Source organism: Sutcliffiella sp. NPDC057660 (genome assembly GCF_042800035.1).
In the GTDB taxonomy this organism is placed as follows: Bacteria; Bacillota; Bacilli; order Bacillales; family Bacillaceae_I; genus Sutcliffiella_A.
This window is the reverse complement of sequence record NZ_JBHVHV010000012.1, coordinates 69,423-87,572: the sequence shown is the minus strand read 5'-3', so window position 1 is coordinate 87,572 and position 18,150 is coordinate 69,423. Positions and strand designations below refer to the sequence as shown.

17 protein-coding genes and 1 other annotated feature are annotated in these 18,150 nt (G+C 40.3%); of the genes, 3 read left to right on the top strand and 14 right to left on the bottom strand.

Annotation, left to right across the window (positions count from 1 at the left end):
* The first annotated feature begins 109 nt into the window (after positions 1 to 109).
* Entirely contained in the window at positions 110 to 298 is a 189-nt protein-coding gene (locus ACFVAD_RS15145; protein ID WP_386641664.1) for a hypothetical protein, read from the top strand.
* Positions 299 to 355: 57 nt separating this feature from the next.
* Here the strand turns inward: ACFVAD_RS15145 and ACFVAD_RS15140 are convergent, their stop codons facing one another.
* From ACFVAD_RS15140 to ACFVAD_RS15115, 6 genes are all read right to left on the bottom strand, one after another.
* Complete coding sequence (locus tag ACFVAD_RS15140; protein ID WP_386641662.1) at positions 356 to 1,564, bottom strand: putative glycoside hydrolase; 1,209 nt, start codon at positions 1,562 to 1,564, stop codon at positions 356 to 358.
* A gap of 228 nt (positions 1,565 to 1,792) precedes the next feature.
* Positions 1,793 to 2,740 carry an ABC transporter ATP-binding protein gene (locus tag ACFVAD_RS15135; protein ID WP_386641659.1) on the bottom strand — a complete coding sequence of 316 codons (948 nt, stop codon included), beginning with the start codon at positions 2,738 to 2,740 and terminating at the stop codon, positions 1,793 to 1,795.
* 2 nt (positions 2,741 to 2,742) lie between these two features.
* Complete coding sequence (locus ACFVAD_RS15130) at positions 2,743 to 3,810, bottom strand: ABC transporter ATP-binding protein (RefSeq protein WP_386641656.1); 1,068 nt, start codon at positions 3,808 to 3,810, stop codon at positions 2,743 to 2,745.
* Positions 3,811 to 3,832: 22 nt separating this feature from the next.
* Entirely contained in the window at positions 3,833 to 4,840 is a 1,008-nt protein-coding gene (gene opp3C / locus ACFVAD_RS15125) for an oligopeptide ABC transporter permease (RefSeq protein ID WP_386641653.1), read from the bottom strand.
* Positions 4,840 to 5,769 carry an oligopeptide ABC transporter permease gene (gene opp3b, locus ACFVAD_RS15120; RefSeq protein WP_386641650.1) on the bottom strand — a complete coding sequence of 310 codons (930 nt, stop codon included), beginning with the start codon at positions 5,767 to 5,769 and terminating at the stop codon, positions 4,840 to 4,842. The genes opp3C and opp3b overlap by 1 nt, the downstream gene beginning before the upstream one ends.
* A gap of 154 nt (positions 5,770 to 5,923) precedes the next feature.
* On the bottom strand, positions 5,924 to 7,618 hold the full coding sequence (locus ACFVAD_RS15115) for a peptide ABC transporter substrate-binding protein (RefSeq protein WP_386641648.1): 1,695 nt from the start codon (positions 7,616 to 7,618) through the stop codon (positions 5,924 to 5,926).
* A gap of 330 nt (positions 7,619 to 7,948) precedes the next feature.
* Between ACFVAD_RS15115 and ACFVAD_RS15110 the strand changes: the two genes are divergently transcribed.
* Together ACFVAD_RS15110 and trpS are read left to right on the top strand one after the other, a co-directional pair.
* Positions 7,949 to 8,326: a DUF3899 domain-containing protein gene (locus ACFVAD_RS15110; RefSeq protein WP_386641646.1), complete on the top strand. Its 378-nt coding sequence runs from the start codon at positions 7,949 to 7,951 to the stop codon at positions 8,324 to 8,326.
* A 41-nt stretch (positions 8,327 to 8,367) separates the two neighbouring features.
* Positions 8,368 to 8,585 (top strand) — a binding site (T-box leader).
* A 61-nt stretch (positions 8,586 to 8,646) separates the two neighbouring features.
* On the top strand, positions 8,647 to 9,639 hold the full coding sequence (trpS, locus tag ACFVAD_RS15105; protein WP_386641643.1) for a tryptophan--tRNA ligase: 993 nt from the start codon (positions 8,647 to 8,649) through the stop codon (positions 9,637 to 9,639).
* 61 nt (positions 9,640 to 9,700) lie between these two features.
* On the opposite strand, the gene ACFVAD_RS15100 is transcribed toward trpS, so the two are convergent.
* The 8 genes from ACFVAD_RS15100 to ACFVAD_RS15065 form a co-directional block, all read right to left on the bottom strand.
* Positions 9,701 to 10,450 (bottom strand): YjbA family protein, encoded by a 750-nt coding sequence (locus tag ACFVAD_RS15100; protein WP_386641640.1) that lies wholly within the window; start codon positions 10,448 to 10,450, stop codon positions 9,701 to 9,703.
* Positions 10,451 to 10,545: 95 nt separating this feature from the next.
* Positions 10,546 to 10,773 carry a YuzI family membrane protein gene (locus ACFVAD_RS15095; protein WP_483887612.1) on the bottom strand — a complete coding sequence of 76 codons (228 nt, stop codon included), beginning with the start codon at positions 10,771 to 10,773 and terminating at the stop codon, positions 10,546 to 10,548.
* A 175-nt stretch (positions 10,774 to 10,948) separates the two neighbouring features.
* Entirely contained in the window at positions 10,949 to 11,863 is a 915-nt protein-coding gene (gene opp4C / locus ACFVAD_RS15090; RefSeq protein WP_386641635.1) for an oligopeptide ABC transporter permease, read from the bottom strand.
* Positions 11,864 to 11,877: 14 nt separating this feature from the next.
* Complete coding sequence (locus ACFVAD_RS15085) at positions 11,878 to 12,828, bottom strand: ABC transporter permease (RefSeq protein ID WP_386641632.1); 951 nt, start codon at positions 12,826 to 12,828, stop codon at positions 11,878 to 11,880.
* A 157-nt stretch (positions 12,829 to 12,985) separates the two neighbouring features.
* Complete coding sequence (locus tag ACFVAD_RS15080) at positions 12,986 to 14,665, bottom strand: peptide-binding protein (RefSeq protein WP_386641630.1); 1,680 nt, start codon at positions 14,663 to 14,665, stop codon at positions 12,986 to 12,988.
* Between the two features lie 111 nt (positions 14,666 to 14,776).
* Positions 14,777 to 15,802 (bottom strand): ABC transporter ATP-binding protein, encoded by a 1,026-nt coding sequence (locus ACFVAD_RS15075; protein ID WP_386641627.1) that lies wholly within the window; start codon positions 15,800 to 15,802, stop codon positions 14,777 to 14,779.
* Positions 15,803 to 15,804: 2 nt separating this feature from the next.
* A complete protein-coding gene (locus ACFVAD_RS15070) occupies positions 15,805 to 16,782 on the bottom strand; it encodes an ABC transporter ATP-binding protein (protein WP_386641621.1) in 978 nt (325 codons plus the stop codon).
* Between the two features lie 438 nt (positions 16,783 to 17,220).
* A complete protein-coding gene (locus ACFVAD_RS15065) occupies positions 17,221 to 18,003 on the bottom strand; it encodes a DUF2268 domain-containing putative Zn-dependent protease (protein ID WP_386641619.1) in 783 nt (260 codons plus the stop codon).
* Positions 18,004 to 18,150 lie beyond the last annotated feature (147 nt).

The following is an 18,150-nucleotide window of genomic DNA, read 5'->3' as shown; positions in this document are numbered from 1 at the left end:
AACATACATAAACTTACCTCAACGTTAATATACCCTCTTTCTTTTATGATAGTCATAATTTACAATAGAAGCAGGATGTATTTATACATAAGGCAAAGGGGATGTCAGTGTGATTGAATACTTTATTGATTTTGGACTTGTAGCTACGCTGATTATAGCAATTACGGCAGTAATGGGTGTCCTGGTCAACGGTATCGGTGAAAAATTGTTCGGCCGCAATAAAAAAGGCTCTGAAAGCTTCGATAAATCCGCCAGCATGCAAGCAGGCTGGAAAAGCGTCGGCGGCGGAAAAAAGTGAATAGATAAGAAAAAGCTGCACTCTTAAAAATGAGAGGCAGCTTTTTGTTTGTTCCGTTTATTCTCCGAGTGGTTTAAAGTTCACACCCTCAGTATATGTGTTGCCGGCATTCCATAAAAGGAACTCATCAATTCCATTTTCATTCAATGCTCGTATCTGATCTTCCACTTGTTGCTTGCCATAAGGAATATAATTTCCTGCTCCAAGCCAACTGGCTGTGAAGTCCTGGATCCATGGCCTTGATACCGGGCGTTCCTCCAGCTCATCCAGCTTGGCATTTTCAAATTTTGCGTATTCTGCAATAATTTTATATGGCTCCGTATCAGGTTTGGCAACTCCAAAATAGGAGGTCCAATGACTTGGATAGATCATGGATGAGATAACATCGACATGTTCTGAGATGCGGCTGAAATTCTGTCCGATCCCAGGTGCTTCAGGAAGGGTTGCCGTATAGCCGAATATGTCCACAGAAACCTGAACATTGTATGGTTCAAGCTTTTCTCGTGCGTATTCCACAAAATTCGTTACCGCTTCCACGCGCTTTTGAACATTATCAAGGTCGAGATCTTTATAATCACCGTAGCCATATTGAAGGGTCGTATCCCTGTTTTCGAACCCTTCCGGATAGCGTACATAATCGAACTGGATTTCCTGGAAGCCCATTTTTGCAGCTTCGATTGCTATATTGACATTATAATCCCATACCTCTTTCATGAATGGATTAACGAAGGATTCTCCTCTTCCATTTTTCCAGACCTGACCATTTTCTACAAAAGATAAATCGGGACGCTTTTCTGCAAGAACAGAATCCTTGAAAACTACGATTCTACCGATAGGATAAATCTGCTTTTCTTCTAGCTTTTTCATCATTTCCTGAGTGTCCCCAATATAAGGCTGCGCAATATCCATATATGGCGACCCCTCTTCTGGTATGTACGTCAGATATCCGTGATCGTCCTTGATGTCAATAACCATTGAATTAAGATCAGTAGAATCTAGCAGATTGATCAGACGTTCAAACCGTTCACCTCCAGCAGAGTGCGCTGTTACATAAATTCCACGCACTGCATCAGGATACGTAAACTCATAGCCTGAATCAAATGCGAATCTCGCCATGGATACCGGCAATTCTTTTTCTTGTACTTCTACTTTTTTTGTCATGTGCTTCCCAACCTGAAGACTTTCCTCTTCAGCCTGAACTGGAGAGAAACACATCATACTTAGTGCCACTGCAGCAGCTAAGCCACCGAACCATTTTTTCATCATTCTCCCCCCTTTTCATCCAATTTCCTGTAAGTTCTATTATAAAGGAAAATCGTCTTCTTTTTGGCTTTTTCAGCAAATTTCCTCAAAATAATCCAAGAGTACCATAATGGTGATGCATACTAGTGGAACCTTCTGTATATTTTATTAGGGATGCCGAACTATTATTAATTGATTATCCACGAAAAAAAATAACCGATCCTTAATATGGACCGGTTACTTTTTATAGATTTATTGAACAACAGCGTTTTCTGCCTGATACTGCTTGAACTCTGCCTCAGAACATAATACGAAATGTCCTGGCTTTACTTCACGAAGCTCAAGTTCCTCGTTTTCACCATATCCGTGTGCTTTAGGGTCGTATGCAAAACGCTTACGAGTGCGCTCGGAATCAGGATCCGGTTGAGGGATAGCGGATAATAGAGACTTGGTGTATGGGTGAATCGGGTTGTTGTAAAGCTCATTGCTATCAGCAAGCTCGACGATTTTCCCAAAATACATAACACCGATTCTGTCACTGATGTATTTTACCATCGACAAGTCATGGGCGATGAAAAGATACGTTAATCCTTTTTCCTTTTGCAGCTTTTTCATCAGGTTGACAACTTGTGCCTGGATGGAAACGTCCAGTGCAGAAATCGGTTCATCCGCAATGATGAACTCAGGCTCTACAGCCAATGCTCGGGCTATACCGATACGTTGGCGTTGACCACCACTGAATTCATGAGGATATCGACCAGCGTGATCTTTGTTTAGTCCTACTGTTTCCAGAAGATCGTAAACCTTTTGCATGCGTTCCTTTTTGTTCTTAGCAAGCCCATGAATGTCGATGCCTTCTGCGATAACATCAGCAATCGTCATTCTTGGATTCAATGAAGCATAAGGATCCTGGAAAATCATCTGCATTTTACGGTTGAACTTCAACAGTTCTTTTTTTGATTTTTTGCCGTGGACATTTTCGCCCTCAAACAATACTTCACCATCTGTAGCATCATAAAGGCGGATGATGGTGCGGCCCGTTGTAGATTTACCACAACCGGATTCCCCAACAAGTCCTAGTGTTTCACCACGGTAGATATCAAAATTCAATCCATCCACAGCGCGAACCATATTAGGCTTTCCTTCATTGAAATACTGTTTCAAATTACGGATTTCCAATAATTTTTCACTAGTGGCCATTGTTATTCACCGTCCTTTATCATAACAGGCTTATCAAAATTGTTAGGCATGTGACGTCTGCGTTTTTGAACAGCCAGCGGCGGTTCAACCTTTGGCGCGTCTTCATGCAATAGCCATGTTTTCGCAAAGTGAGTTTTTGAAATCTGGAACATCGGTGGCTCCATTTCTAAATCAATCTGCATCGCAAATTCATTACGTGCTGCAAATGCATCACCCACTGGTGGGTCTGTCAGATCTGGCGGAGTTCCTGGAATTGCATAAAGTTCCGCGTCATCTCCAAGCTCCAGATCAGGCATGGAGCTCAACAAGCCCCAAGTATACGGGTGCTGTGGGTTATAGAAAATTTCATCCACGGTCCCCATTTCTATAATCTGACCGCCATACATAACGGCAACACGATCTGCTACGTTAGCTACAACACCTAAATCATGTGTAATAAAGATGATGGAGGTTTCGATCTTTTGCTGAAGATCCTTCATCAAGTCAAGAATCTGTGCTTGTATGGTTACATCCAGTGCAGTTGTCGGCTCATCGGCAATCAATACTTTTGGGTTGCAGGAAAGGGATATTGCAATAACAACCCTCTGTCTCATCCCACCTGAGAATTGGTGCGGATATTGCTTAAAGCGTTCTTCCGGCATCGGAATACCTACTAAACGCAATAGGTCGATCGCTTTTTCTTTTGCTGCACTTTTGCTTAGTTTCTGATGTTTGATAATTCCCTCCATGATCTGTTTTCCAACAGTCATCGTCGGGTTAAGTGAAGTCATCGGATCTTGGAAGATCATCGAGATATCTTTTCCGCGAATTCCTTGCATCGCTTTCTCGGAAAGCTTCGAAAGGTCTTTTCCGTCAAACAGAATCTCACCATTTTTGATATGGGAGTTATTTTTTGGCAATAGTCGCATAATGGTTTTTGTTGTAACCGATTTTCCAGAACCGGACTCCCCAACAATCGCTAGCGTCTCCCCTTTTTTCAAATCAAAGTTAACGCCACGAATTGCTTTTACTTCCCCACCGAATGTATCAAATGAAACGTGTAAGTTCTTTACTTCGAGTATTTTTTCCATGTTCATATCACCTGCCTTTAAACTAGTCCTTCATTTTAGGGTCTAATGCATCACGCATACCGTCTGCAACAAGGTTGAATGCTATCATCAGCATACTGATGATTATTGCAGGATAGATCATGATGTGTGGGAAAATCTGTAACGATTTATATCCATCTTCAATCAACGTACCAAGGGAAGCCATAGGAGGCTGCAGCCCTAAACCAATGAAGCTTAGGAATGCTTCAAAGAAGATCGCACTTGGGATTGTGAACATTGTGTTTATGATAATTACCCCTACTACGTTAGGCAGTAAGTGCTTTGTAATAATCTTTCTATCAGATGAACCGAGTGTCCTCGATGCCAAAACAAACTCCTGGCCTTTCAGCTTTAATACTTGTCCCCGGACTACCCGGGCCATTCCGACCCAACCGGTTATGGTGAGGGCGATGATGATTGCCAACATACCCCGCTCCATGACAAGTATCATCAGTATTACGATTACAAGGTTAGGAATACCAATCAATACTTCGATGATACGTTGCATGATATTATCGACGCGGCCGCCATAATATGCGGAGATTCCACCATATGCAACCCCGATCACCATATCAATCAATGCTGCCAATAAAGCGATAAAGACTGAAACCCGGGTTCCTTCCCAAATCCTTGTCCATAAATCGCGACCTAAACCATCAGTTCCGAACCAGAAATAATCCGTGACGCCTCGTTGCTCATAAATATCTACACCATTTCTTGTACCATCCATGATTCCAAGGTTTTCAATTCCAGGAACCTTGGCCGGCAAATTGGCTCTCATCAGGTCTTGATCATTGAACCCATGGCTATTCATAAATGGTCCAAAGATCGCTAGGAACGTGATTAAGAAAAGAATGAAAACACCAACGATTGCGGCTTTGTTTTTCTTTAATCTCAGCCAACCGGTCTGCCAATAGGTTAAACTTGGTTTTGAGATTTTCTCGCCTCTGTTTGGATCTTGCTTTGCTGGTTCAAATAGATCTTTAGGAAGTTTTTCATAATTATTATTCATTATTTTTTACCTCCTGCCAAACGGATACGCGGATCGATGACTCCATATAGGATATCAACAATCAGTACAATCAAAATGAAAAGTGCAGCAAAGAAAAGCGTGGTTCCCATGATAACCGGGTAATCGTTCGTAGTGATGGATCGTACGAACTGTTCCCCTAATCCTGGTACTGCAAATATTTTTTCGATTACAAGCGTACCTGTCATTAAACTTACCGCAAGTGGCCCAAGTACGGTTACCACTGGAATGAGTGCATTTCGCAAAGCATGTTTGAATGCGATATCAAAAGAAGATGCACCTTTTGCTCTTGCAAGCGTTATATAGTCAGATCCCAAGACTTCGATCATTTCTGTACGCATGAAGCGTGCAGCTATGGCAATCGGGAACATGGAGAGTGCAATTGTAGGGAGTACGGTATATTCCCAGCCATTCCAAAAGGCTACCGGGAACCATCCTAATTTTACTGCAATATAATATTGTAATAATCCTGCAAAAACGAAAGAAGGAATGGATTTACCCAATACCGCCAATACTGTAGAACCGTAATCCACCCATGTGTTTTGCCTTAACGCTGCAACCACACCAAGGAAGATACCAATGATTGTTCCAACCAGCATGGCCTGGAAACCTAATTGTGCAGAAGGTCCGATACGCTGCATGATCAGATCGGTAACACTTCTGTTGTCATATTGAAAGGAAATACCAAGATCCCCTTGTGCTAGACTTAGGATATATTTTGCATATTGCACTGGGACAGGATCATCAAGACCATATTTGGCAAATAGGATTGCTTTTTGGGCCTCTGTCATTTTTTCCTGCATGGTAAAAGGAGTACCTGGCATTAGTTTCATCAAGAAGAATGTAAATGAAGCGATTAGAAATAAGGTGATGATCATATAGAGAATACGCTGCAATAAATACTTAGTCATTTTTGCACCTCCTAAAAAAGTAAGAATAATCAAACTATCTATAATTTTCCCTATAATTCGACAATTTGTTTACAGGGAAAAAGAGAGTATATATTTCAATATACTCTCTTTTTCTGAAGTTTGGAAGTAATAATTTTATACTGAAATAACTTTATTATTCTTTTCCGGTAATGTAAGCCCACTTGTAGCTGAAGTCTGGACCAAAGTTATGTTTGTATACGTTTTGCACGTATGGCTGCCATAATCTTGTAGTACCACGTTGGTAGATCGGTGCAATCGCAGCATCTTCTTCAAGAAGGATGCGCTCAGCTTCTTGCATAGCTTCGAAGCGTTTTACAGGATCGTTCGCATAAGTAGTCATTACATCATTTAAAAGCTTGTCATACTCAGGGTTGGAGTAACCCATTTTGTTGTTTCCACCATCAGTGATCCAAAGGTTTGCGAATGAAATTGCATCTAGGTAGTCAGGACCCCAACCAGCTAATTGCATGTCATAGTCCATCGCTGAATCTAGATCTAGACGTTGTGCAAATGGTACTTCTTTCAATTTGATTGTTAAACCTGGAAGGTTCGTTTCAAATTGGTTTTGAAGATATTGTTGCATGTTTTTCGCTGTTTCAGTGTCTCCACCAAGAATTTCGATTGTAACTGCATCTGTTCCTAACTCTTCAAGACCTTTTTCCCAGAATTCTTTTGCTTTTTCAGCATCGAATTTGTTGAAGTCGCCGTACTTTTCACGGAAGTCTTCACCAGTTTCAGGGTGTTGAACGAATTCAACTGGTACAGAGAAGTTAGCAGGTACAGAACCGTTGTTCAATACAACTTTTGCAAGATCTTCTTTATTGAAAGCCATAGATAGTGCTTTACGGATGTTTAGGTTAGCTAATGCTTCATTTTTTGTTTGGTTCATCTTAAACCAGAAGATTGTTGGCTCTAAGTATTGAATCAAGTTCGGATCTTCTTTGTATAATTCAACAAACTCAGAAGTTAAACCAGGTGAGATATCAATTTGTTTAGCAGTATAAAGGTTAACCCCAGTGGATACTTCTTTAACTACTTTTACATTGATTTCATCTAATTTTACAGTGTCTTTATCCCAATATTTATCGTTCTTCGTCATTGTCCAGCCTACTTCATGCTCCCATTTGGATAGAACGAATGGTCCGTTGTAAACTAGGTTTTCTGCTTCTAGAGCATAGTTTTCACCTTGCTCTTCAACAAAACCTTGGTGTTGCGGGAAGAAAGTCGGGAATGTCATTAAAGATTCGAAATAAGCAACAGGTTGCTCTAATGTTACCTCAAGTGTGTAATCATCAACTGCTTTAACGCCAAGCTCTTCTAAAGGAAGTTCTCCTGCAGATACTTTTTCAGCGTTCTTGATTTTGCCATTCATCATATATGGCCCATACTCGGATCCAACTGTCGGATCTACAGCACGCTGCCAACCGTAAACGAAATCTTTAGCAGTTACAGGGTCACCATTGGACCAAACTGCATCTTCACGTAGTGTAAATGTGTAAACAAGTCCATCTTCGCTTGCTTTATGTTCTTTTGCGATACCTTCAACCACTTCATCATTTTCGGTAAGTCTGTAAAGACCTTCAAAAACGTTGTTCATTACGTTGAAAGCTACTGCGTCTGTTCCTTTAACAGTATCCATTGTAGGAATTTCCGCAGAATCTAAAACATTAAGTACTTGTGGTCCAGTTGCTTCACCTTCACCAGCAGGTGGTTGTTCTTCACCTTTTCCACTATTGTTTTGGCTTGAGTTTCCTCCGCCACAAGCAGCTAAAAATGCACTAAGTACAAGTGAAAGCGCTAAAAGAAGTAAAAATTTTGACTTTTTCATTTACTTGACCCCCCATAAGAAATGTGTCGAATTTTGTGAGTAATTCGAGGTAACGATTTTTATTATACAAGTTTTCTAAACATTGTGCATTCATTATTTTAACAACAAATTTACAAAATACTAATTTTTCAACTATTATCATTACAAAAATAGTTCTTTAGACCTATAAATAAAGCATTAATTCTGTTCGTTTTATTGCAATATCTTTACAAACATTGCAATAATTTTACAACATGTTTTTACAGGTTATACCTTTTATAGTCTCTTTAAATTTGTCATATTCTATTCATTTCTTTACAATACAATTTAGCAACTTATTTAGGAGGAATTATGAATAAGACATTTAAATCCGCGGCCATCTACTTTTTGATTCTTTTGTCATTAACCTTATGTGCCGGATATTTCTATTATGGTACTTTCTCTTTACTTGTATTTATTAATACATCGTTCTTCTTTTCCGGAAGTACCCTATTCTTTTCACTGCTCATCTTAGTCACTCAAAAAGGATTTTTTGACGGAATTACCTATGGATTCAGAAAAATCTTTGCTTCTAAACAGGCTGATAAGCAATTGGAAGAGGACCTTGCGACAGAGATGAGAAATCCTTCCGAATTACTTGATCCAATAAACATTTTCCCGATGGTTATCGGGGCATCCACTCTTTTTACTTGTATGCTTTTAGGTTTATTCGTGTATTATAATAGTTGATATTTACCAATAATTAAGCTATAATAAAGTACAATTTATTACAAAATGCAATGAAAAAGAGTAGTACTGATCAGTTTAGTTTTTAGAGAGTTTGTGGGTGGTGGGAACAAACAACTAACGTTCAGGAATGGACTTTTGAGCATCTAGCTGAAAAGAAATGAGTAGGCGAAGACGTTACCTTACGTTACAGGGTCAAGTGATTTCTGCAAATTATTGCATGAAATAATAAGGGTGGTACCACGGTCCATTCGTCCCTTTTTTTGGGATGAATGGGCCTTTTTGTATGGATTTTTAACTAATTTTACATTGGAGGAGTCAATATGAAGACAATATTTTCCGGCATTCAGCCGAGCGGCAATGTTACATTGGGAAATTACATCGGGGCAATGAAGCAATTTATTGAATTACAGGATGAATATAACAGTTATTTCTGCATTGTAGATCAGCATGCGATCACTGTTCATCAAGATCCAACAGAACTTAGAAAAAGTATTCGAAAACTCGCCGCCCTGTATGTTGCTATCGGACTTGATCCAGAGAAGGCGACATTGTTCATCCAATCGGAAGTCCCTGCACATGCACAACTGGGCTGGATGATGCAATGTGTTGCATACATCGGTGAGTTGGAGCGCATGACTCAATTTAAGGATAAATCCGCTGGAAAAGAGGCCGTAACTGCTGGTCTACTAACGTATCCGCCATTGATGGCGGCAGATATTCTACTCTATAACACAGACCTTGTGCCTGTTGGGGAAGATCAGAAGCAGCATCTTGAATTGACTCGTGACCTGGCCGAAAGGTTCAATAAGAAGTACCGTGAGATTTTAACCATTCCGGAAGTGAAAATCCCTAAAGTCGGCGCTCGCATCATGTCTTTGACAGAGCCAACCAAGAAAATGAGCAAATCAGACCCTAACCAAAAATCATTCATTTCCTTGCTTGATACACCAAAACAAATGGAAAAGAAGATTAAAAGTGCAGTGACGGATTCTGAAGGAATTGTAAAATTTGATAAGGAAAACAAACCAGGTGTTTCCAACCTCTTATCCATTTATTCTATTCTTGGTAATAAATCAATCGAGGAACTGGAAACTTATTATGAAGGAAAAGGATATGGCGAGTTCAAGGGTGACCTTGCTGAAGTGGTAGTAAACGCATTGGAGCCAATTCAAACTAGATACTATGACTTAATAGAATCCGATAAATTGGATATCATCCTTGATGAAGGTGCGGAGAGAGCAAATCGTGTGGCCATGAAAACTTTAGCAAAAATAGAAAATGCAATGGGATTAGGTAGAAAGAAAAGAAGATAAACAAAAAGAGTAGGAGGTGTTCATGCACCTTCTACTCTTTTCTTTATTCCCTCGGAAACAATTAATTCACTTTTGGGTGTTGCTCCAATTCCCACAGCTTTTCAAAGAATGGTTGTCCTTTTACTAATGATTCACAGAAGAGCTGATGCTTCAAGGACCATCCATCCCTGGTCTCTTCAAATAATTGTGTCCAGACTTCTTCAAAAGTCATTCTTTGAATCTCCCTATAGTGCAATGGATTCCACTCTGTATACCAGTAGCGGACTTCAGCAACATTGCTCGTCGACCTTAGCTGATCAAGCGCCATAAATAGCAGCTGTTTCAATTGTCTTTCCTTGCGGGTCAGCCCGTTCATAATCTCCGGTGATGGTGATAAAATATGATAGTCCTTCTCCGTTTTAGTGCTGGCCGAGAAGGCAAACACCGAATAATCGTGGCTTTCCACCATGTCATATACTAATTGTTCCTGTCTAGGAATCAATCTGCTTTTTCTGATCGGAATGTTATATCCGATTGTATCCACAGCTAAAATCCCTTTCCCATCTGTTACAACAAAACAATAATCTAACTGAATCCGCTCATGATTTTTCCTGATATAGCTTTTTTGAAAAATCTCTTCTAGTAAAGATGGAGGCAGCTCTTGGAGGTCGTTTTCAATGTAGTTGAATAGAACAGACTCTACTTTTAATAATGGTACCTGATCTAGCAGTTCCACAATATCGTCTTTTCTCCATTCGTGAAAATGGCAAACATTATATCCGTTTTCTTCTCCTTCAAACCAATTTACCCATACGTCATGAAGATACAACATATCATACCCCTCACTTCACATCTACTCTTTATTTATCCAACAGTATGGGCAGTGAGGTGCAAAATTATTCCATATAAGCCATATATTTTTCCATTTCAGTCTTTTTCTATGAATGTCGGCCTCTTCTTTTGCAACGCAAAGAGTGTCCAGGTTACAGTACCTATTCCAATTGGAAGCAGATAACATTCTGGACGTAAAAGTATAAATTGAAGAAACTCTTCTATACTGCTGCCTGTGGCAAAAAGATTCAAATAGGCCAGGATACTGATCCCTCCGGAAACTGCCATACCAAAACCACATAAAAAGAAAAAGCCTCTTATCATCATCCGTCACTCATTGATAAATCGTCATATTTCATAATCAACGAACTCCTTGTCCATTCTTGTACTACTAGTTTATGTTTGCGTATTGGGATGATGACACTTTCCTATTAAAACAGGCGATTTTTCCGATTTTTTGCAAAAAAAAGAAAAGTCAAGAGTTCATCTTGACTTTTCTTTATTCGTTGATTCTTGGATCCAGCGCATCTCGAAGGCCGTCACCGATAAAGTTGAAGCTTAGTACTGTCAATAGGATCGCTAAACCTGGGAATAATGGATACCACCAGTGCTTAAGCATGATCGTAAAGTTCTGTGCATCCTGAAGCATGTTTCCCCAACTTGGTGTTGGCGGCTGGATACCCAAACCTAAATAACTCAATGCAGACTCTGCAAGAATTACTGCACCTACCGCGAGTGTAGCAGATACGATGATTGGGCCAAGAGCATTCGGCAGGATATGTGCAAAAATAATTTTATAGCTTCTTGTACCAATTGTTTTAGATGCAAGAACAAATTCCCGTGTTCTAAGTGATAGAAATTCTCCACGCACTAGACGTGCTGTACTTGTCCAACCAGTCAAGGCAAAGATTAGAATTAGTTTATCGATGCCTGGATCAAAAATTGTTACGAGTGTGATTAGCAAGAATAATGTCGGAATGGAAAGAATTATATCTACCAGCCTCATTAGAATAGAATCAATAAATCCTCCAAAATAACCTGCGATAGCACCTACCACTGTTCCAATTGTTATTGAACCTATTACTGATGCAAATCCTACAAGTAAGGAAATTCTTGCACCATATAGCATTCTGGCAAAAACGTCACGACCAAATCTGTCTGTACCCAACCAATGCTCTGCACCAGGTGACTGGAGCTTGTTCAGCAAATTCTGATTCTCATAAGGATGAGAAGTAATCCATGGAGCAAATAGTGCACCAAACATGATAATTCCTAAAATAACTGCTCCGATGACAGCAAGTTTATTTCTCAAAAACTTGCGGAACATAATCTTCGTTAATGTGTCCGGTTTAGCTTTTAAATTGGGGTCTAACGACAGGTTAGTATTGTTTTGAGGCGATGTTTGTGTTTGCATCGATGTTCCCCCTCCTAATATTCGATTCTCGGGTCAAAGACTGCATAGAGAATATCTGCAATCAGGTTGCCGATAACTACTAAGACCGCTGAAATTACAGTTAAGGCCATAATGACAGGATAATCACGTTGAAAGGCGGATTCGAGAAATAGCAAACCAATCCCTGGCCAGTTAAATATTCTTTCCGTAATTGCTGCACCACCAATAAAGGATGGGAGCATTAGCCCGAATATTGTGATAACAGGAATTAACCCATTTCGTAATCCATGCTTATACACAACTTTCTTTTCTCTTAAACCTTTAGCACGTGCTGTACGCATATAATCCTGGCTCAATACCTCGATCATACTTGAACGAGTATAACGGGTAAGACCTGCCATGTCCGCACTTGCAAGTACAAATGCCGGCATGATCAAGTGCTTGATACGGTCCATGATGCTGAAGTCGGCATTCAGTGTCGCAACTCCACCAGTAGGCAGCCATCCTAATTGAACAGCAAATACCATGATAAGGATCAGACCTACCCAGAAGTTCGGGGTAGCCAACCCGATGAATGATGTGACGGTGACACCATAGTCTGTCAATGTATAACGTTTTCTAGCGGAAATTACCCCAAATGGCACTGCGATAATTACTGCGAGAACTGTAGAAACAATCATCAGCAGCAATGTGTTAGGTAGACGGTTCATAATCATTTCACTTACAGGTACACCCCGTTTGATCAAAGAAGTTCCAAAATCACCCTGGGCCATGTTGCCTACCCATTTGATGTACTGTTCATGTACTGGATCATTCAAACCGTATTTCTCTTCAAATTTCTTCAGGTCCTCTTTACTTATATTTGGGTCCATCATCAGGGAAGATGGTCCGCCTGGCGCCATCTGGATAATGGCGAAGGATAATATCGTGATACCAATAAGCAAGGGAATAGCCATTAAAGAACGGCGGATAATGTATGAGATCATAGCTGATTCTCCTTTTCTGTCTTTACTTTAAGCGGAGTTAAACGTGTCAGGGATTATATGATTATCAGAGCTCCATCCGGCATGCCCTGATATTACTGTCAAATTCATGAAAAGAGGAAAGGGATTGCTCCCTCCCCTCCAATACTACCTGTAACTATTAGTTAGCAGGCTTTAACCACCATTCATTAACCTTGTAGAAGTCATCTTTCGCGTGGAAAACATAACCTTCTAAGTTTGCAGGCATCGCACGGTGTACGTTTGGATAGTACAAGAACGTGTATGGTTGTTCTTCAGCGATAATGTTGTTAACTTCAACGATATAGCCTTTACGCTCTTCTTGATCCATAGTGCTTAAGTTTTTGTCCATAAGCTCATCGGCTTTAGGGTTAGAGTAGTTGATGAAGTTCAATCCTTCTTCAATTTCTTTAGAGTGGAAGATACCAGATGGATCTGGATCAGTTCCTAAGCTCCATCCAAGGATGATAGCGTCGAATTTCCATGCTGGAGGGTTAACATCCGCTAAGAATGCAGACCATTCCATGATGTTTGGCTTAACTTCGATTCCAACTTCTTTCAATTGTTGTTGAACAACAACTGCGATATCTTCACGAACTTTGTTACCTTGGTTCGTTTTTAATTCAAATGAGAATTTTTGTCCGTCTTTTTCAAGGATTCCGTCAGCACCAGGAGTCCATCCAGCTGCAGCTAACATTTCTTTAGCTTTTTCAGGATCGTACTCGAATTTAGGAGTTTCGGAATCATCATATGCCCAGCTAAGTGGAGACTCAGGGAAGTGAGCTACTTCTCCGTCACCGTTCATTACAGAAGATACGATAGTCTCTCTGTCGATTGCATGAGTTAAAGCTTGACGTACAGACTTGTCTTGGAATAATGGGTTACGTAGGTTGTATCCTAGGTAAGTGTAAGAAAGAGCAAGACCGGATTCGATCTTCAATTTCCCTTGACCTTCCCATTCTTTAACTGTTTCTAGGTCAGTAGAAGGAACAAGTGAATACTGAACATCTCCAGTGCTTAATTGAGTTAACAATTGGTCACCGTCAGTTACGATTTTGTAAGTAAGTGTATCAAGGTAAGGGCGGCCTTCGTGATAATCATCAAAAGCTTCAACCTTTACATATTGTCCGTCAACCCACTCAACGAATTTGAATGGACCAGAACCGATAGGAGCTCTGTTGAACTCATGCTCACCCATTTCAGCAACAGGAACGTCACCAAGAATGTGCTGTGGTAGGATACCGTAGCTTAAAGTGATGTGGAAATCAGGAGCTACACCGCTTAAAGTGAACTTAACTGTTAGATCGTCTACGATTTCAACAGAAGTGATTTTTTCGAAAGAGCTAGCACGAGGACCATCATAGTCTTCATGTAAAGGAATTTCGAATGTGAACTTAACGTCTTCAGCTGTTACAGCTTCGCCGTCATGGAATTTTAAACCTTCTTTTAATTTAACTGTGTGAACTAGACCGTCTTCAGAAGGCTCCCAGCTCTCAGCCATTGATAATTCAGGTTCGAATTCAGTGTTTCCGCCAACTAGAGAATCGTAAACGAAACCTTCGATCGCAGAAGATGCAGTATCTGCAGAGAAAAGAGTATTGAATAGAGTTGGGTTACCAGTAGAACCGATTACAAGGTCTCCACCTTGTACTGGCTCATTGCTTTCAGCCGGTTCTTCTTCTTTGTCACCAGAATTTGTACCGTTGTTGTTTGCAGGTGCATTGTTATTGTTGTTGTTCGACGTAGTGTTGGAAGAACAAGCAGCTAAGAACAATGAAAGCACCAATGTTAAAGCGATAAGTAATAATGACTTTTGCTTCACGTTTAACTCCCCCTTGAAATTTTTAAATGTTCTGAAAATGAAAGGTAAAGAATGGTAGCCTATCTAGATTATCTCCCCCTTTCAATGGGTATATATTTGATAACCTGTCACCTATTCGTATAGGTGACAAGCGACAAAATGATTTGGTTTTACTTCTTTGAATTCAGGAATGATCTGTTTGCATGATTCCATTGCTGCCGGGCAGCGTGTATGGAATACACAGCCTGTCGGCGGATTTGCCGGACTTGGAAGCTCACCCTTCAACACGATGCGCTCTCGCTTCACCTGACCTTTGCGACGAGTGGAAGGTACAGCCGATAGCAAGGCTTGTGTATATGGATGCAACGGCTCGTTGTACAAGTCGTTTTTGCTTGCAAGCTCCATCATTTTCCCTAGATACATAACGCCAACCCTATCACTTATATGTCGAACGACACTCAAGTCATGGGAGATGAATATGTAGGATAATCCCATTTCCTTCTGTAAATCTTGCATAAGGTTGATAATCTGGGCTTGTATCGAAACATCCAATGCTGATACTGCTTCATCAGCAATGATCAGTTCCGGATTCAGTGCCAACGCTCTTGCAATACCGATACGCTGACGTTGACCACCGGAGAATTCATGTGGATAACGGTTGATATAAGAAGGATCAAGTCCTACTTTTTCAAGCAATTCCTGCACTTTCTCTTCTCGCTCTTTCTTTGTGAAAAGATTATGAGTATTGTACGGCTCTTTTAAAATGGAACGCAGTGTTTTCCTTGGATTCAGCGTTGCGAATGGATCCTGGAAAACCATCTGGATATCACGTCTTACCGTCTTTCTGAGCTCGCTCTCGCTCATTTTAGCAATATCGCGGCCCTTGAAGATTATTTCCCCTTCAGTAGGTTCATATAGACGGATAAGTGTTCTTCCGGCAGTGGATTTACCACAGCCTGATTCCCCTACGATACCAAGCGTTTCGCCTTTTTTAATGAACAGGTTGATGTCATCCACCGCTTTTACGTTACCAACGTTTCGCTGCAGCAAGCCTGCTTTGATCGGAAAGTACTTCTTAAGGCCTCTTACTTCAAGAAGGTAGTCGGAAGAGCTGTCTGTCTGTAATGTGTTGGTATTTTGCGTATCTGTTGAAATCATGCTTACGCCTCCTTCCCTTCATACAAGAAGCATCGTACTGAACGATTCCCTTCTTTCTTTTCAAGCGTCGGCACTTCGTTGAAGCAGCGGTCAAACGCTTGCGGGCAACGTGGTGCAAAACGGCAGCCTGGCGGCAGATTCGTCGGTGGTGGAACATTCCCTTGAATGGACTCAAGCCTTGAAATATCCGCCTCGATGCTTGGGATCGAATTCATCAATCCTACTGTATATGGATGTAACGGTTCATCGAACAGATCATCTACGGATGCTTCCTCCACTACCTGACCGCAATACATAACTACCACTCTATCTGCTATTTCTGATACGACCCCAAGGTCATGTGTAATCAATAGGATGCTAGTATCGAATTTATGGCTCAGGTCTTTCATCAAGTCAAGGATCTGCGCTTGGATTGTTACATCCAATGCTGTTGTAGGCTCGTCTGCAATGAGGAGTTTTGGATTACAGCTCATTGCCATTGCGACCATTACCCTTTGTCTCATCCCGCCCGAAAGTCGATGCGGGTAGTCATTTATAATTTGCGCCGCTCTTGAAAATCCAACGAGTTCAAGCATTTCAATCGCTTTCTTCACCGCAGCTGTTTTAGACATTTTTTGATGAAGCATCAATACTTCCGTAATCTGTTCCCCGATGGTCAGCACGGGATTCAGGGAAGTCATCGGCTCCTGGAAAATCATTGAAATATCATTCCCGCGCACCTTACAAAGCTGACTCTCAGTAAGCTTTGTTAGATCTTTTCCATCAAACATTATTTCTCCGCCTACTATCTTTCCTCCTGGGCTTGGAACCAGACCCATAATAGATAGGGAAGTAATCGATTTACCTGATCCGGATTCACCAACCAGTGCGACAGTCTCTCCTTTCTTAATGGAGATATCTACACCGTCAACTGCTGGAATAGCTTGCTTTTTTCTAAAAAAGTGAGTCTGTAGGTTTCTCACTTCCAATAAAGCTGACATTTAGCCTTCACCATCCTTTTCTCTTTCGATGCATGGTCTGTTGATGCTACAGTAATCCACTTTGTAAATTCATTGTTAAAAATATTCTGCTAATTTTTAACGCAAATATTACAAAATTATTAAACTAACAATCTTTCGCCTGATATATTGATTCTTTTTGTAGGCTTTCCATGCTATTTATTACAGGATTGCTTCAATATAAGCTTGATATTATTCTGTAAAAACTAAATTATCGGAAAATAATTATCGTCTGTTTGTATATTATTACAGTTTCGTTACAGAATCAAGCTAATTTTGAAAATTAACTAAAAATTTTTTTAATTTGGACTTGTAACAATCTTCTACAAAAACTGATTATATACAAAAAAATGCAAAAAAACTAGCTTTTTTTGCTAGTTTTTTAATATTTTTGATATTTTTACACTATTCCTCAAAGAATTATATCCCTAATAGTTTTCGAACCTCAGAGAGACTTTTCTTCATCAGGGTTGGATAGTTCCATCCCTTTTCCTCCAATAGCCGCTGAATCAGGTAATATCCTACGCAATATCCCAACATTTTGGGATAGAACCCTTTACCATATAAAATTTTCATGTGCTCTCTTTCTTTTTTAATTAGATCTTTATTAGGCAATATATATCTATCCAAGAAAAAGTTCAGCTCTTTATCCGAATAGTACTTCGTCCAATTTGCTGTATAGCTGTCACCCAAGCTGTATTTTACTGCACTCTCCGCAAAACCTTCTATTAATATCGACTCCACAAGGGTATAGTGATCGTCCTTCTTGCGATTGTTGGCCAACACGCAAATATGATTATATTCATGTGTAAAAAGGGCCTTGAGTTCATTGTGTTCAATATCCTTGGGAAGAAACAGAAAAAGCTTATCCTTGAAAGCTACTCCTGATTTCCCTTTAAAGTCCCTTTTTATCTGGGGATTCTGTTCATCGGACGGAAAAATGAAGATTGGTATGTCCGGACCATTCCACATTTTCTTCAATCGCTTCCACTCTTTGAGTACTACATTCCAGCAATCAAGCTGAATCAGCTTCTCCACTGTTTCTTTTCCATTTTCCAATGGTCTGTACATTCCATGCATGATCAGGTATTCGTATAGTTCTCGTTCCGTAACATCCTCAAAGTATTTCAGAAGTTTTTTGGAAATGTTCAAGGGTTGATGGTAATCCTCTTCCAACCATCGATCCGTATGAATTATGCTCATTTTCTACAGCCCTTTTCTTCACTTTTTTCCCATTGTATGTTTGGGAGGGGGAATTGGTGAGATGGGGGTAACTAATTCAATCTTCCTTCTATTCATCAAAAAAAACACCAATCCCCTAATTTAGAGTCTGGTGCATTCAATATAGAT

Bases quoted from the DNA above. Each gene is read 5' to 3' on its own strand.
- ACFVAD_RS15140 (WP_386641662.1), bottom strand. From the start codon at position 1,564: ATGATGAAAAAATGGTTCGGTGGCTTAGCTGCTGCAGTGGCACTAAGT.
- ACFVAD_RS15135 (WP_386641659.1), bottom strand. From the start codon at position 2,740: ATGGCCACTAGTGAAAAATTATTGGAAATCCGTAATTTGAAACAGTAT.
- ACFVAD_RS15130 (WP_386641656.1), bottom strand. From the start codon at position 3,810: ATGGAAAAAATACTCGAAGTAAAGAACTTACACGTTTCATTTGATACA.
- opp3C (WP_386641653.1), bottom strand. From the start codon at position 4,840: ATGAATAATAATTATGAAAAACTTCCTAAAGATCTATTTGAACCAGCA.
- opp3b (WP_386641650.1), bottom strand. From the start codon at position 5,769: ATGACTAAGTATTTATTGCAGCGTATTCTCTATATGATCATCACCTTA.
- ACFVAD_RS15115 (WP_386641648.1), bottom strand. From the start codon at position 7,618: ATGAAAAAGTCAAAATTTTTACTTCTTTTAGCGCTTTCACTTGTACTT.
- ACFVAD_RS15110 (WP_386641646.1), top strand. From the start codon at position 7,949: ATGAATAAGACATTTAAATCCGCGGCCATCTACTTTTTGATTCTTTTG.
- trpS (WP_386641643.1), top strand. From the start codon at position 8,647: ATGAAGACAATATTTTCCGGCATTCAGCCGAGCGGCAATGTTACATTG.
- ACFVAD_RS15100 (WP_386641640.1), bottom strand. From the start codon at position 10,450: ATGTTGTATCTTCATGACGTATGGGTAAATTGGTTTGAAGGAGAAGAA.
- ACFVAD_RS15095 (WP_483887612.1), bottom strand. From the start codon at position 10,773: ATGATAAGAGGCTTTTTCTTTTTATGTGGTTTTGGTATGGCAGTTTCC.
- opp4C (WP_386641635.1), bottom strand. From the start codon at position 11,863: ATGCAAACACAAACATCGCCTCAAAACAATACTAACCTGTCGTTAGAC.
- ACFVAD_RS15085 (WP_386641632.1), bottom strand. From the start codon at position 12,828: ATGATCTCATACATTATCCGCCGTTCTTTAATGGCTATTCCCTTGCTT.
- ACFVAD_RS15075 (WP_386641627.1), bottom strand. From the start codon at position 15,802: ATGATTTCAACAGATACGCAAAATACCAACACATTACAGACAGACAGC.
- ACFVAD_RS15070 (WP_386641621.1), bottom strand. From the start codon at position 16,782: ATGTCAGCTTTATTGGAAGTGAGAAACCTACAGACTCACTTTTTTAGA.
- ACFVAD_RS15065 (WP_386641619.1), bottom strand. From the start codon at position 18,003: ATGAGCATAATTCATACGGATCGATGGTTGGAAGAGGATTACCATCAA.